16 protein-coding genes and 1 pseudogene are annotated in these 14,262 nt (G+C 46.8%); 5 read left to right on the forward strand and 12 right to left on the reverse strand.

Annotation, left to right across the window (positions count from 1 at the left end; translation table 11 throughout):
• Nucleotides 1–116: 116 nt before the first annotated feature.
• The 10 genes from ACLQ6D_RS04130 to ACLQ6D_RS04175 form a co-directional block, all read right to left on the reverse strand.
• Nucleotides 117–437 (reverse strand): hypothetical protein, encoded by a 321-nt coding sequence (locus ACLQ6D_RS04130; RefSeq protein ID WP_411726023.1) that lies wholly within the window; start codon nt 435–437, stop codon nt 117–119.
• Nucleotides 437–2,023, reverse strand: a complete 1,587-nt coding sequence (locus ACLQ6D_RS04135) for a type II and III secretion system protein family protein (RefSeq protein WP_411726024.1) — start codon at nt 2,021–2,023, stop codon at nt 437–439. The genes ACLQ6D_RS04130 and ACLQ6D_RS04135 overlap by 1 nt, the downstream gene beginning before the upstream one ends.
• A 122-nt stretch (nt 2,024–2,145) precedes the next feature.
• Nucleotides 2,146–2,874: a Flp pilus assembly protein CpaB gene (gene cpaB, locus ACLQ6D_RS04140; protein ID WP_411726025.1), complete on the reverse strand. Its 729-nt coding sequence runs from the start codon at nt 2,872–2,874 to the stop codon at nt 2,146–2,148.
• A 4-nt stretch (nt 2,875–2,878) separates the two neighbouring features.
• Nucleotides 2,879–4,156, reverse strand: coding sequence for a hypothetical protein (locus ACLQ6D_RS04145; protein WP_411726026.1), 1,278 nt, complete (start codon nt 4,154–4,156; stop codon nt 2,879–2,881).
• The gene (locus ACLQ6D_RS04150) at nt 4,134–4,718 is read right to left on the reverse strand and encodes a prepilin peptidase (RefSeq protein ID WP_411726027.1); all 585 of its coding nucleotides are present in this window, start codon (nt 4,716–4,718) and stop codon (nt 4,134–4,136) included. The genes ACLQ6D_RS04145 and ACLQ6D_RS04150 overlap by 23 nt, the downstream gene beginning before the upstream one ends.
• A 427-nt stretch (nt 4,719–5,145) precedes the next feature.
• On the reverse strand, nt 5,146–5,328 hold the full coding sequence (locus ACLQ6D_RS04155; RefSeq protein WP_411726028.1) for a Flp family type IVb pilin: 183 nt from the start codon (nt 5,326–5,328) through the stop codon (nt 5,146–5,148).
• Between the two features lie 171 nt (nt 5,329–5,499).
• Nucleotides 5,500–5,682, reverse strand: a complete 183-nt coding sequence (locus tag ACLQ6D_RS04160; protein ID WP_411726029.1) for a Flp family type IVb pilin — start codon at nt 5,680–5,682, stop codon at nt 5,500–5,502.
• A 369-nt stretch (nt 5,683–6,051) separates the two neighbouring features.
• Entirely contained in the window at nt 6,052–6,696 is a 645-nt protein-coding gene (locus ACLQ6D_RS04165) for a hypothetical protein (RefSeq protein ID WP_411726030.1), read from the reverse strand.
• Complete coding sequence (locus ACLQ6D_RS04170; RefSeq protein ID WP_411726031.1) at nt 6,680–7,270, reverse strand: M23 family metallopeptidase; 591 nt, start codon at nt 7,268–7,270, stop codon at nt 6,680–6,682. The genes ACLQ6D_RS04165 and ACLQ6D_RS04170 overlap by 17 nt, the downstream gene beginning before the upstream one ends.
• A gap of 103 nt (nt 7,271–7,373) precedes the next feature.
• Nucleotides 7,374–9,038 (reverse strand): glutamine--tRNA ligase/YqeY domain fusion protein, encoded by a 1,665-nt coding sequence (locus ACLQ6D_RS04175; RefSeq protein ID WP_411726032.1) that lies wholly within the window; start codon nt 9,036–9,038, stop codon nt 7,374–7,376.
• A 219-nt stretch (nt 9,039–9,257) separates the two neighbouring features.
• Here ACLQ6D_RS04175 and ACLQ6D_RS04180 point away from each other — a divergent pair, with 219 nt between their 5' ends.
• Nucleotides 9,258–9,674 (forward strand): low affinity iron permease family protein, encoded by a 417-nt coding sequence (locus ACLQ6D_RS04180; RefSeq protein WP_411726033.1) that lies wholly within the window; start codon nt 9,258–9,260, stop codon nt 9,672–9,674.
• A gap of 34 nt (nt 9,675–9,708) precedes the next feature.
• Here the strand turns inward: ACLQ6D_RS04180 and ACLQ6D_RS04185 are convergent, their stop codons facing one another.
• A complete protein-coding gene (locus ACLQ6D_RS04185; RefSeq protein ID WP_411726034.1) occupies nt 9,709–10,533 on the reverse strand; it encodes an MOSC domain-containing protein in 825 nt (274 codons plus the stop codon).
• Between the two features lie 88 nt (nt 10,534–10,621).
• Nucleotides 10,622–11,038, reverse strand: coding sequence for a PilZ domain-containing protein (locus ACLQ6D_RS04190; RefSeq protein WP_411726035.1), 417 nt, complete (start codon nt 11,036–11,038; stop codon nt 10,622–10,624).
• A gap of 159 nt (nt 11,039–11,197) precedes the next feature.
• On the opposite strand from ACLQ6D_RS04190, the gene ACLQ6D_RS04195 reads away from it, so the two are divergent.
• From ACLQ6D_RS04195 to ACLQ6D_RS04210, 4 genes and pseudogenes are all read left to right on the forward strand, one after another.
• Nucleotides 11,198–12,388, forward strand: coding sequence for an ABC transporter substrate-binding protein (locus ACLQ6D_RS04195; RefSeq protein WP_411726036.1), 1,191 nt, complete (start codon nt 11,198–11,200; stop codon nt 12,386–12,388).
• Nucleotides 12,388–13,350 (forward strand): PQQ-dependent catabolism-associated beta-propeller protein, encoded by a 963-nt coding sequence (locus tag ACLQ6D_RS04200; RefSeq protein WP_411726037.1) that lies wholly within the window; start codon nt 12,388–12,390, stop codon nt 13,348–13,350. Before ACLQ6D_RS04195 ends, ACLQ6D_RS04200 begins: the two co-directional genes overlap by 1 nt.
• The gene (locus ACLQ6D_RS04205) at nt 13,347–14,123 is read left to right on the forward strand and encodes an ABC transporter ATP-binding protein (RefSeq protein ID WP_411726038.1); all 777 of its coding nucleotides are present in this window, start codon (nt 13,347–13,349) and stop codon (nt 14,121–14,123) included. Before ACLQ6D_RS04200 ends, ACLQ6D_RS04205 begins: the two co-directional genes overlap by 4 nt.
• Nucleotides 14,120–14,262, forward strand: a pseudogene (locus tag ACLQ6D_RS04210) (multidrug ABC transporter permease); the annotation flags it as partial. The gene ACLQ6D_RS04205 and the pseudogene ACLQ6D_RS04210, both read left to right, overlap by 4 nt.

Here is a 14,262-nt window from a genome sequence, read left to right on the forward strand (position 1 = left end):
ACTATAGTGACTAATGGAATGGCGACTCCACGCTGCTTCTTTAAACAACCCACTTTCATACTTTTGCTCCTGATAACGGTTGGGATCAATTCCCAAATTAACCAGTTTTTCAATCATTAATCGGCATTGGAGCCGCCGACATTTTGAACATCAAACTTAGGCCCTAGCTTGGCCTTGTCAAGTTTTTCCGAAGCGCCCTCGCGATAGGCCCTGATCACCCCTTCGGCTTTTTTTCCATCCAGCGTCAGGATGGGATTATCGTTTTGACCATTTTCGGGGTACAAGGTCTGATTTTTGACCATATTATTGACTGCCTGACCGAAATTTTCGTCAACAACGACTGGCCTAGAATCCCACTCGGCACAGCCTGTCATCGAAGTTAACAACCATAAGCCAGTCACGACTAGCCTGATATTATTTTTAGGGAGTGTTTGCATTATTGACCACCTTCTATTAATTGCTGACCATACTCGCCATCAAGGCCACCCTTATTGCTGGTAGTATGGACTTTGTCTTCGACCCAACGGTTTCGGACTTTCCTGGATTCGGTGCGGCCCAGAACATAAAAATCGACATCATCCGGCTTAACAAAACTATCGGTCGGCAATTGCGCGTTCTGCGCCAATATCGGTTTAGCCAGGCGGGGGGTGACGAAAATCACCAGTTCTGTTTGTTGGTTCAGGAATTTTGAACTGCGAAATAACGCACCCAACCCCGGTATATCGCCCAGCCCAGGAAACTTATTGACATTTTCGCGCAATCTATCGCTGATTAACCCGGCAATACTCATGGTCTGTCCATCCGCCAACTCCAGCGTACTGCTGGCTTCCCGTTTAGTCAGTGACGGTATGACCAGCGCTGTGCTCGTCCCCTGTATTTCCGCGACAACTGCGGCATCTTCCGAGAGTTCGCTGACACTGACATTCATATTCAGGTTAATCCGTCCCGAATCCAGCACTACCGGCACAAATTTTAAACCGATACCGAATTCTTTAAATATAATGGTAATCGACCCGTTGTTTGTCCCACCTTGTGCCACCGGAACAGGGAATTCACCACCCGAAATAAAAGTAGCCGGTTGACCTGACAGCGTCGTCAAGGTGGGTTGGGCTAAAATTTTCGCCAACTGCTGATCATTGGCAGCATCGACGGTCAAGTTGAAAAGGAATTGGCCACTGATGGCCTGCAAAAAAACCGCACCGGCATCAAAACTATGGGGCGTAAGCAATCCGCCGATACCCGTTGGATTTGCACTCCCGCCTCCATTAATCGCCCCAATCGAAAATGAATCGGAGACTTGCAATGCGCTAAATTTAACATTCAGGCCCTTGATCAGTTTCCTGTCAATCTCGGCCACTTTAACATCCAGCATAACCTGTTGGGCACCGCCGACACTCATTAGATTGATTACGTTCGGGACGTCGCCTTTGCTTTTTTCTTGACGCACCGATTGTGAATTGGTATTGACGTTTATACTGCCCTCACCACCACCGCCTTGAGGTTTTGATGTCAAACTGGACGAAGACCCTAAATAACCTTGCGCCACATCCATAGCCGCCTGCATATTAGCCAGGGTGCTGATTTCGCCGCTTAGCACGATGTTTTTCTGCGCTGAGCGGACTGCGATCCTTTCATTCGGGAGCACCTCATGTAATTGGGCTTTTAAGGAGTCCACGTCATGCGTCACTTCGATATCCAGCATTTTGATGATGTTCCCGTTAGCGTCCCACAGATATAAATTGGTTGTGCCTAAGGATTTGCCCCGGATCAATAACTGGTTTGGCGGAATAAAACTGGTCTCTGCGGTCTCCGCATCTACGGGGAAATCCGCAATAGCCGGATTGGCCTGAGATATTTCCGCCACAGGGCTACGCAGCTTAATCAGCCTGGACTTATTTAAAGCAACCTGCACTTTGACAGAGTTTAAGCCCGTGCCACTCTTCGCCGAAACGGAATGATTTACGGCAAATAAGGCTATAATTGAGAAAATGCAGGCTAACGCTGGGTTAATTCTTTGGTTCATGACTCTCTCATCTGATGATAACAAACATTAATTTATGGGAACCCCTAAAAATCCCCTCATCCCAACCTTCTCCCGAAAGGAGAAGGAGTTTTTTGATTTTTTTGAGGTTCCCTAAAATGGGTCTACCATGGAATTACCTTTCGGGCATGTTTTGTTACTTGTTTTTTCTCAAGCACTTCGACCACTTTCTCCGACGTGTCTTCGATTTCGCCATCCAGCGGGTTCCTTAAGGTCAACTGTATCGTTCCTTCCTGCTGTGCCTGGGCAATTTCTACGGCTTGGCTCGGCGTTAATTCCAGTGTAACCGCCCGGACGATGGCCGGTTTTTCTTTTTCCTGAGAGGCTTCCTGATCCACCGCCAATACCTTAATATTCTGCAACAAAGTGCGTGTATCTGCCTTGTTAGCCGTACGATCCATTTTTGTGGCAAGAATATCGACCTTGTTTCCGGGCAAAATAAAGCCTGCCACACCGATAACTTCGTCTACCTTCACTGAAATGGCACGATAATCTTTGGTAATCAACGCAGAAAGTGTGCTGCCGCCCAAATGTTCCGAGATTCTTTTATCGGTGATGATTTCATCGGGATAGAATTTGTTCATAGTGACCCTACCGACGACTTGTTCCTTAGATGGAAAAGTGCCTTGCGGGGCAGAGTTTCCAGGCCAGGCAACCACTTTAACATGCGATTCTTCCAGCTTAATGCCAAAGGGTATTTCGACGGCTGCAACAACAACGGACACTGTATTATCGGGCACCACTCTGTTCAGTAGCCAACGATTGGCAACCCATGCCGCCAGTAATGCCAGCAGCAATGCAATGCCCAACATAATAAAAAAACGCCTGTTCATTCATTCACCCTTTGGCCATATCAATAAAGTAGGTAGCCCACGCACGCTGCAGGTTTTTTTTGCTTAGATGTCCTTTATTATCCCTAAAGGCTGCTATGTCCAAGCCTATGCCAATTAAATCCCGCGGTTGGCATGGCAAAAAAGGCTGTTTTGTCTGGGCATACAAGTCAAAAACACAATCCAGTAGGCCTTCTTCAACCGTTATGCCGCGTTCCCGGCATACATTTTCCCAGATCTGCGTGAATTGCGATTTAATAATAGCAGTAAACTTAATTTTGTAACCCAAGCGCCTTAAAAATGCCTCATCTGCCAATTCCAGCGGATGTAAATTGGTTGAAAACACCAGCACGGTATCAAACGGCACCAGAAAATGCTGGCCTGTCCCTACTGTCAGATAATCCAGGTGTTCTTCCATAGGCACAATCCAGCGGTTTAACAATTCAATGGGCGGCATACGTTGTCGACCCATATCGTCGATGATAAATATTCCATTATTGGCTTTTAGCTGGATAGGGGCATGGTTTAAGCGGGTGATCGGGTCATAATGCATCTCGAGCCGATCCATGGTCAGCTCGCCACCGCTGATTGCAACCGGACGTTCGCATAAAATCAGGCGTTGGTCCGTGCGGCTTTCAAATTGATAGTTCGCTTCCCCGCCGATTTTATCTACAGGGCTATGGATCAAGGGATCAAAAATCTGGACAATTTCCCTGCCCACTGCAATAGCAAAGGGAAGATAAACAGGGGCGCCTAAGCATTGCGCCAAATGCCTACAAACAAAGGTTTTTCCGGTGCCGGGTGCGCCATAAACCAAGATAGCCCGCTTAGAATGCAAGGCTGGCCCCAACTGGTCGAATAACTGTTCTTCGATAACGACATCGGCAAACACGCTTTTTAATTGAGCTTTATTGACCGTGCAATCGAAGACGGATTGTGTGGCGACCAACTGCCGGTAATGGTTGATCGTAATCGGGGCGCGGCCTATGTAACCGCTTCTTAAATAGGCATTTTTCGCTTCGGCACGTCCTAGTTCCGTTAATAGATAACGTAAGCCTACGCTGTTTTCTTTCGGGCTAAGCACCTCAATTCGGGAATCTTTACGCAATAAGCCCAGAATCCCTTCCATCACGTTTCCTGCCAAGCCCATCCTATCGGCCAACTGGTGTAAATCCAGTACGCCGGCTTCATGAAAGTGTTTTAGCGTCAAATCAAGCAATAGCTCCACATCGAGAGCGCTTTCGTCTAGGGTACGGGGTTGATTAATCAGATCTAAAAGTGACATACCTTAGCCATATTCCTGAATTGAAAATCTCTGAACCTAACACATAGAAGGTTGCGATGGCAATTGCCGGGGCCAGCGGCAAGCGGCAACTGGCAGCATCGGCTTTGTCCGGTTTTTGGTAACGCCAAACACCCTTCAACAAGCCCGTCAAAAAAAACCAGTAACGACGCACCAGCTTAATGGAATCACCTTTAGTTATAATAAAAAATATCGCCATCAAAAAAATTGCAATATAACTAAAGAAGACAATATTCAATACGGAGTCAACACCGACTACACTCCCTATGGCCGCCATCAGTTTCACATCACCCGCGCCCATACCGGCAAAAATATAACTGGGCAGCATCAGTATTAAGCCCATCATCAAACCAATCAAACATTCCCTTAGCCCCACCCCATCCAAGGTGAATAAATTCAGGCTTAATCCTATCCCTGCAATAAGCAGAACTATGCTGTTGGGGATTTTATGGGTCATGAGGTCAATAATGGCTGACATAATCAATAATATCGCCAAAATGAAATAAACAATGTATAAAAAACTACCCGGTAAGTGAACCATCATGTAAATCTTTATTCAACCTTGTCAGCAACTTGCAGGAAGGCTCAACCAAGTTAACTGTTTGATGCCCAATTTTTTATAATTTATCCCCTTACTTCGTTAACGACCCAATTGACATTACCCTGATGTGTAAACTGCACGATTGCAACACGATGAATTGAAATATTAAAAACAATATAGTTGAACATTCTTTTTTTACAACAAACGACCAAAGACCAAGCAGGGGGCCCATAATCACTACTTTGCGAACCTGTAACTTGTTTGTTTTCAGCGATGGCTTTGCCGGGCAAAACGAAGGGATTCCTTACTTGCGGCTTGCGCCAACAATCCTTTTGCAACTTGTATATAGCACCTTCCGTGGTGCAACCGCAAATCCTTAACTGCCCTAACAACCCCCATCTGGATTGCTCTAGGGAAAAGCATCCGCTGCTTAAGGGATAGCGTTTGCTATTGATGTGCCAACACCAGCAACAGCAGTACCTATAGGCCCAGCCGGGGCGTACACCACAAGCCCGATGGCTATTAAAAGCCCTACGATGACTGCCCATTCAGCAGTTTCAGCGCCTTTCTCATCAGCAAAAAATCCGATTACTTTGTTCATTATGGTTTTCATGGTTTTTCCTTTAAAAAATTAAAATTACCGTTGGTACGGGTTGCTTTCTTTGTCAGGGCTTCCTTCCCCCATAAAACTCCAACCTTCAGGGATAGAATACTCCCCTTATTTTTCAATGCTATAAGTACGAATACCTACATGGCCGGATAGGATTGCTGTCGTCGCGCTTTGTTAAGGGATAGCGTTTGCTATTGATGTGCCAGCAGTCCCGACAGCCGTTTCTATAGGCCCACCAGCGCCGTACACCGCAAGCCCGATGGCCACTATAAGCCCTACGATGACTGCCCACTCGGCAGTTTCAGCGCCTTTCTCATCAGCAAAAAATCCGATTACTTTGTTCATTATGGTTTTCATGATTTTTCCTCAAAAAATAAAATTACTGTTGAAACAGGTCTTTTTCCTTGCCACGGTTTCCTTCCCCAATAAAATTCCAACCATCAGGTATAGGATAGGATACTCCTGTTATTTTTCAAGACTATAAGTACGAATACCTATGTGGCTGGATAGAAATGCCAAGGTAACCTTGGATAACTCAGAAGATGGACAATGCAAATGTTTGATGGTGTGTAGGGGCAAGCCTTGTGCTTGCCCTTTGTGCCGTGTTAGAGGTTCCCATAAAAGCCAAAGTGTTCACTCGACGCACAATAGAGTGCCGACCCGTAGCGTAAGCTCGTGTAGTTAGGTCACGACTAGCCACAGTCCGTGCTTGACTGTAAGCCGCAATTATTGATGGGCAGGGTATACAAGGCTCGTGACCCGCTCTATGGTCATTAGGTAGGGTTTATTGGTGACAATGCGGGACGCTATTGCTTTGTCTATGGCTTTTAGTGCTTCTTCGTGATTAAAACGTCCCAACACAACGCCGTAATAGCCCGTTACGCTTAAAATAACTTCGCTAGAAAAACCTAGCGTAGCGAGCGCTTTTGATTTTTCAATCGCGTCGCTTTTCGAAATAGTTGATTCGATAATAACCAAGTACTGGGGAACCGCGGTAGATGTTGAATCGTTCCCGCCTTTTTTAGCCGATGCCAAAATATCGGGAGATTTTTGAGAAACATTTGAATTTGAATTGGCTAGGACAACTTGTTCACGATTATTCAAATCGGATAAAGATTGCGCAGATCCAGTTTCCAGGTGTTGAATCTTGCTGCTATCTTGTGTTAGCTGGGAATCCTCGAAACTGACCGATTCAGGATCTTTTAGCACCCAAACGACAAATAGCAACAACAGTAAACAGGCCCCTAATCCGAAAAACCGCCTTATCAATTTTCTATTCATCCCATTTATTGGAATATTTTCCGCGCCTAAACCGAGTGCGTAGCGCCCTCGTAAGGCTTTTAACGTTTTGTCTTCAGCGTCTTTTTTCATTATCTACTCGCAATATTTCGTCCGGGTTAAGATAAAACATGCGTTTCCACCCCTGTGTTCCAGAAGAATATCCCGATGCATCTGGGATAAGACTAAGAATTTCGTAATGTAAATGCGGCGGTTTACCTCTGGCATTTCCAGTGTCCCCGACTTTGCCTATCGTACGTCCTATAATTACCCATTGGCCAGGATTAACAGAAATTGAATCCAAATGAGCGTAATAGTGTAATCGCCATTTTGGCCCAAGTATCCAGGCAACTTTACCACCAAGTGCTGATTCCCCGCGATAAATTACAAGTCCGGAAGTAGCGGCTAAAACTGCCGCCCCCTTCCGCGCAAATATATCTATCCCCTTGTGGACACCCGACTTGCCCCACGGTTCGTACCAGAACGATTTGCGATCCCAATCACCGGCTGTTGCAGCCAGCACCGGAATTACTGGACTTTGTTCAAGAAATAGCCCAAAACAAAAAATAAAGCATACGACGAATACGATAACCATCATAACCACCTCAGATTTGCTATGTTTTCGACGGGTATTTACTTCTGCTTGGTTTAAGTTAGATATATCCATCGTAGCGTAACCCAACATTTGCTGGTTTGAATTGTTGGAGTTTGTCCCGCTCTCACCCCAATTTGTCCGGACTTTTAAAAATTTCCGGTTGATAATTGGGCAATCAATCCTTTTCCCAATTATCCCGCAATGTCACTGTCCTGTTGAATACTAGTTTGCCGTTCACGCTGTCTATTGCATCAAAACAAAAATAGCCTGTCCGTTCGAACTGGTAGCGGCTGTCGGCTGTGGCTTTACCCAGGCTGGATTCAACTCGGCACACCTTAAGAACCTGTAATGAATTCGGATTTAATGTGTCCAGGAAGTTTTCTTCATTGTCTGGGTTGGGATTCGTAAAAAGGCGGTCGTATAGCCGTATTTCTGTGGGCAGGGCATGTTGCTCGGATACCCAGTGGATAACGCCTTTAACCTTGCGGCCTTCGGGATTTTTGCCCAGTGTGCCGGGGTCGTAAGTGCAACGTAATTCGATGATGTTGCCGCTATCGTCTTTGACGACTTCATTACATTGGATGACATAAGCGCCACGTAACCTGACTTCGCCGCCGTTCACCAAGCGCTTAAATTTTGGCGGCGGATTTTCGGCGAAATCATCCTGTTCAATCAGGATAACTTTGCTAAAAGGCACATCACGGTTTCCTAATTCTGGCTTTTGTGGATGGTTGCTGATGACGAGTTGTTCGGTTTTGTCGTCAGGGTAATTGTCAATAACCAGCCGTAAGGGATTCAAAACCGCCAGCGCCCTGGGTGAGTTTTCATTCAGGTCTTCACGGATGCAATATTCCAACACCGACATTTCTATCAATGAGTTTTGTTTGGTCAGGCCAATACGCTCGCAAAAATCCCGAATCGCTTTGGGGGTTACACCCGCCCTGCGTAGCCCGGCAAGGGTGGGCATCCGTGGGTCGTCCCAGCCGTTAACATGTTTTTCAGCCACCAATTGGTTGAGTTTGCGTTTGCTGACGATGGTGTATTCCAGTTGCAAACGGGCAAATTCGATCTGTTTTGGGTGGCAGGGCGTGTTTAGTTGCTCCAACACCCAATCATAAAGCGGGCGGTGGTCTTCAAATTCCAGGGTGCATAAGGAGTGGGTGATGCCTTCCAGTGCGTCGGAAATGCAATGGGTGTAATCGTACATGGGATAGATGCACCAGGCATCGCCCGTACGATGGTGATGGACGCGGCGTATCCGGTAAATGGCGGGATCGCGCATGTTGATATTGGGTGCAGCCATATCGATTTTGGCACGCAGCACATACTGGCCATCAGCAAATTCACCCGCACGCATACGCCGAAACAAGTCGAGATTATCTTTTATAGCACGGTTGCGGTCAGGGCTTTCCTTGCCGGGTTCTGTCAGTGTACCCCGATAAGCCCTGATTTCTTCAGCCGACAAGCTGTCAACATAAGCCTGGCCTTGTTTGATGAGTTGCTCGGCATACTGATAGAGCTGCCCGAAGTAATCGGACGCATGGTACAAGCCGCTCCATCCAAAGCCTAGCCATTGCACATCCCGTTTGATGGATTCCATATACTCGATGCTTTCTTTTTCAGGATTGGTGTCGTCAAACCTGAGATTGCAAGTGCCGTTGTTTTCAGCGGCAATCCCAAAATTCAAGCAGATGGATTTGGCGTGTCCGATATGCAGATAGCCGTTCGGTTCCGGTGGAAAGCGGGTGGCAACCTTGCCATTGTGTTTGTTGTCCTTAAAATCCTCGGCAATAATGTGACGGATAAAATTTGCCGGGGGTTGGTTATCGGTTATGGACATTAGCTCTGTTCGGTTAGCGGGGTTATCTGGAAGAATACATGAAAAGGACGCAACGCAAGATTTTTAATAAGATTGTGGCGGATCAATGCGGCTGGTGAAATACTACTGTAATTGATGGATTCAGTAAAGCTGGGGTATTAAGGGATGTTTTTAGGCGTCTGATCAGGAAACACTGAATTGATCTGCTTATTTTCTAACTAACTTTATGAGTAACTCCTTATGAGACAGATAACCTGGTATTCAAGGTTTGCTAAAGCTTGTCCAAGGTTTTGTGGTCGGCCTATCGTTTTTGGTTTAGCCGTCGGGACAATTCTTGTCTGGATAATTACGGGGCCGATGTTCAATTACAGTAATACTTGGCAATTGGTCATTAATACAGCGACGACGATTATCACTTTCTTGATGGTTTTTCTGATTCAAAGCACACAAAACCGCGACACGGAAGCGATTCAAATTAAACTGGATGAATTAATTCGGGCTACTAAAGGAGCACACAATTCCTTGTTAGATATTGAGGAATTGGAAGAAATTCAGCTCGATGCGTTTCGGGCAAAATACGAGGCGCTAGCGGAATTAGCCAGAGAAAAGGTTGACAATGGAATTTTGGACACCGATACCCCAGAGCCAGACATTTAGTATGGAAACGACCGGATCAGGATTGATGGGTCGGTTACACCGGCGGTTGGTGGAGGCCGGTGACATTGATCTGTACGTTATCCCCGACTGACAATACCCCGCATTGATTATGCAAGGCATTTTGTCCGAAATAGACCTTGTTTTGCCATTTTCTCAAGCGGTTAAGCGTGGTTAATGGCTCTTTGCCGGTTTCTGCCGTCTCCGGGTCTATGGCGGGCACCGAACAACGCGAGCAGGGTTTGGGTAAGCGAAAGCCGATGGGGCCTATGGTGATTTCGCGCCAAGTGTCTTCAGCAAAACTTTTACAACCTGACACCACCAGATTAGGACGGAAACGGGTCATAGATAAATTAAGCTGCATGGCCTTATTAAGGGCGGCTAGCGAGTTTTCAGAAACCAGGAGGAAAGGAAAGCCGTCGGAGAGGGCGGTTTGGTCTTCAGGTTTGGCAAAACCAGGATTGACAGGACGGATAGCTGTATCGGGTTGGTAGACCAGCCGACAGTTTGTGTGCAGGAAACGGCTGAACCATTCATCCGCCTCAGCCGATACGGCTAATGTATCAACTTGATCGTGCCAAATCGTGCTATTAATGATGTCCCCTGTCCTAGGTTCCAGTTCCAGGGACAAGTTGTCCATGCCGGGTGCAGACAATATCAGTCTGGTTTCCGTTAGCGCGGTTTTTATTAAAACCATCCGGGGCAACCGGCGCTGGCTGAGGAATTGCTGTTCACTATCGACCAGCATCCATTTCCTGTCGTACTCAAAACCCGTTTCCACCACAGGCCAGCTCGATAGGCGTATGCCTGCTAGGGACTTGACCGGATAGATATAAAGGTCGCTGAGCACAAGGCTTGTCATATTGGTTTATTCGTTTTCTCGGCGAGGAAGCGGACAATAAAAATACTGGCTAGTTGGACGAAAGCGCCAATAGTGTAGAAATGAAGAACTACCTGAATACTAATTTTCGTTGCGTCGCCAGTAATTTCTCGGCCAAGTTATCATTGAGGCGATCGAACTTGATACCGTAAACAATTACAGCGCCCACTGATTTACGCACAATTTCACAGGGGATTTCAAATTCTTTGAAGTCAGCAAAGCGTATCGTTAAAAAAACCTTTTTGTTGATGGGCAGTTTTATGTTCGTTGCAATTAAAACGCCTCTGCTGCTGATATCAACCAGTTTTACCGATATATCCTGATTGCCACGGAAGCTAAACTTAAACAGGCCAATTTTACGTAATGATACGCCCATATCATTTCTGATATAGCGTATGCCCTTGCGTCGATTGACCGTAAATGGGGCGAGCACATGACTGTCAAACCAATTATCGACGGTATTTTCTGGATGGTCAGATTTTGGCATGGATATAGAGTCGTTGAAGCGTCAGTGTGACGAATAGTGGGGTAAGTATCGACCTTAAAGCAATATTTTTCAAATGCCGACGTTAAACTCTGTGATTAAAATATAAAAAATTGTTGAATCCGTTAAAATTAATGTTTGTTAATAATCCTTGCCAATAAAATGTGGTCGACTAACGTGTCTCTTCGAATAGGTTTGATTTTTTTCATTTTTTTTCAAATAGTTGCTCCAGGTTTGTTGTTTGCGAAAGGGAAACAAGCCTTCAAGATTGCTTACCTGACGCAAACGCAAAAAGTACGCCCAGCATTATCCAATCTTGATCCGGTTTTCGAACACAAGGGTATTTTGGGCGCTGAGCTTGCGATTGAAGATAACAACACAACAGGCCAGTACACCAAACAGCAATTCTCTTTGGAGAAGTTTATCGTGCCGGTAGATGGGAATGTTGCCGATACATTTAACAAGCAAATTGCAAAAAAGTATGCTTATGTCGTCACCAATCTAACTCCCGATTTAACCAACACGACCGCTGACCTGGCTGTGGCGGAGGTTTTGATTTTTGATGCCGCAACAGTCGATGACGCTTTGCGAAACAAAGAATGCCGGCCTAATGTGTTGCATCTTTTGCCCAGCCGGGCTATGCGTACCGATGCACTCGCACAGTACATGATGAAAAAACGTTGGACGAAGTGGTTCCTGGTGATAGGTATGACCGATGAAGATAAGCTCTATGCCGAAGCCATAAAACGCGCTGCCAAACGCTTCGGCATGGATATAGTCCAGGAAAAGGCCTGGGAACACACGTATGATGCCAGACGGTCAGCGCAATCCGATGTGGCTGTTTTTACCCAGGGTGATGATTACGATGTATTGGTGGTTGCGGATGAGCAGGGGCTATTTGGGGAATATCTGGATTATCGCACCTGGATTCCAAGACCTGTTATCGGTACTCAGGGTTTGGTGGCCACATCCTGGCATCGAACTCACGAACAATGGGGCGCCACACAGATTCAAAACCGCTTCAAGGAGCGGGCAGGCCACTGGATGGAGGAGCAGGATTATGGCGCTTATTTAGCTGTACGGGCGATTGGGGAAGCGGCGACCCGCACCCAATCGAACGTATTAAAATCGATTAAGGAGTACCTTTTAAGCGACCAGTTTACTTTACAGGGTTATAAGGGAACACCCTTATCATTCCGGTCTTGGGATCATCAGTTAAGGCAGCCAGTGTTGTTGGCTGCGCCCCGGTCATTAGTCGCTGTTGCGCCCATTGAGGGTTTTCTGCACCCCAAAACTGAGTTGGACACTTTAGGTTACGATCAGCCTGAAACAGAATGTCAATGGAGTAGGTAGTGAATAAGCAGGTTTTAAGTGTTATTTTGTTGTCGCTGGTGACGGCTTTGGCACAGGCTGAAGTCGTTTTTGTGACTTTGGAAAAGGATAATGCCCTGGCGCTCGTCGATCCGGTTGAGGGCAAGTTGATCAAAACGGTGGAAGTCGGTCAACGGCCTAGAGGTATCGCCATCAGCCCTGACAAAAAGGTGTTATACATTGCCGCTAGTGATGACAACACTATCAAAATGGTCGATACCGAGACCTTGAAAGAAATTGGCGTATTGCCTTCGGGGGACGATCCGGAAACCTTTGCGCTCAATCCGAAAGGTGACCGCCTGTATGTGTCCAATGAGGATGACAGCAAGGTGACTGTTATCGACATTGCCAAGAAAAAGGCCATTAAGCAGATAAAAGTGGGGGTGGAGCCGGAGGGTATTTCCGTTAGCCCCGATAATCACTGGATTATCAGCACTTCTGAAACGACCAATATGTTGCATTGGATTGATGCCAAGACCAACGAGATTGTCGAGAATACACTGGTTGATCCGCGTCCCCGTGCTGTCACGTTTACTGCCGACAGCACTAGCGCCTGGGTGACTTCGGAAATGGCAGGTAGCCTGATGATTGTGGATGCAAAAGCCAAGCAGGTTACCAAGCGTATAGGATTTGAGATTCAAGGTGTGGCCAAGGATAAAATACAACCAGTTGGTGTCGTCATCGACAAGGAAAGTAAGCGTGGGTACGTGGCGTTAGGCCCTGCCAACCGCGTGGCGGTGATTAATGCCCAAACTTATGAGGTGGAAAAATATCTGTTGGTTGGGCAACGTGTTTGGAATCTGGCGTTTTCACCCGACCAAAAACGCTTGTACACGACGAATGGGGTCAGTAACGATGTTTCCATTATTGATCTCGAGAGCCTAACTGTCACCAAATCTATAGCTGTGGGCAATTATCCCTGGGGTGTTGCCGTTAAACCATGAGCCAAACTTTGAGCCGACCCTTAATGCAAACCTTGATCCAAGTAAGGGCCTTAGCCATCGAAGATTTGAGCTTTTCGTACAGCGGCAAAAAAGCGCTAGACCATGTTGGGTTTATGATCCAATCAGGCGAATGTACTTTGTTGCTGGGACCTAATGGCGCGGGTAAGAGCACCTTGTTCTCCCTGATTACCCGGCTGTATGACGCCCGCAGTGGGCGAATCGAGTTGTGCGGGTTCGACATCAAAAAGCAAACAGGCAAGGCCTTAGCCAGATTGGGCGTGGTATTTCAACAATCCACACTGGATATGGATCTGACGGTGATGCAGAACCTGGGCTACCATGCGGCCTTGCATGGCATGGGGCGTAAGCTCGCGAAACAGCGAATCCAGCAGGAATTGGAACGGCTCAATATGTACGGCCGGCGTTTCGAAAAAATCCGCCAGTTGAATGGCGGTCATCGACGGCGGGTGGAGATTTCCAGGGCTTTGTTGCACAAACCTTCCTTGTTATTACTTGATGAACCCACGGTAGGCCTTGATGTGCCTAGCCGTCAGGACATTGTCGAACATGTCCACCGCTTGGCAAAGGATGAAAACATCGCCGTATTATGGGCCAGCCATTTGATTGATGAAATTTATCCCGACGACCGCCTGATTATTTTACATAAAGGCCAAATCAAGGCGACCGGATCAGTTAGTAATGTCCTGCAACAAACCGGCACCGCAACGGTTAAAGACGCCTTTTATGCGTTGACGCAAGGAGTTCAGGGATGATTATGCTGCATTACTGGCGTGCCATGTGGGGCATCATCTGGCGGGAATGTTGGCGGTTTGTGACCCAGCGCGAACGCTTTATTTCCGCCTTGGTAAGGCCTTTGGTCTGGTTGTTTATTTTTGCAGCCGGATTCAGGTC

The sequence above is a fragment of the Methyloglobulus sp. genome (assembly GCF_046714055.1).
GTDB lineage: Bacteria > Pseudomonadota > Gammaproteobacteria > Methylococcales > Methylomonadaceae > Methyloglobulus.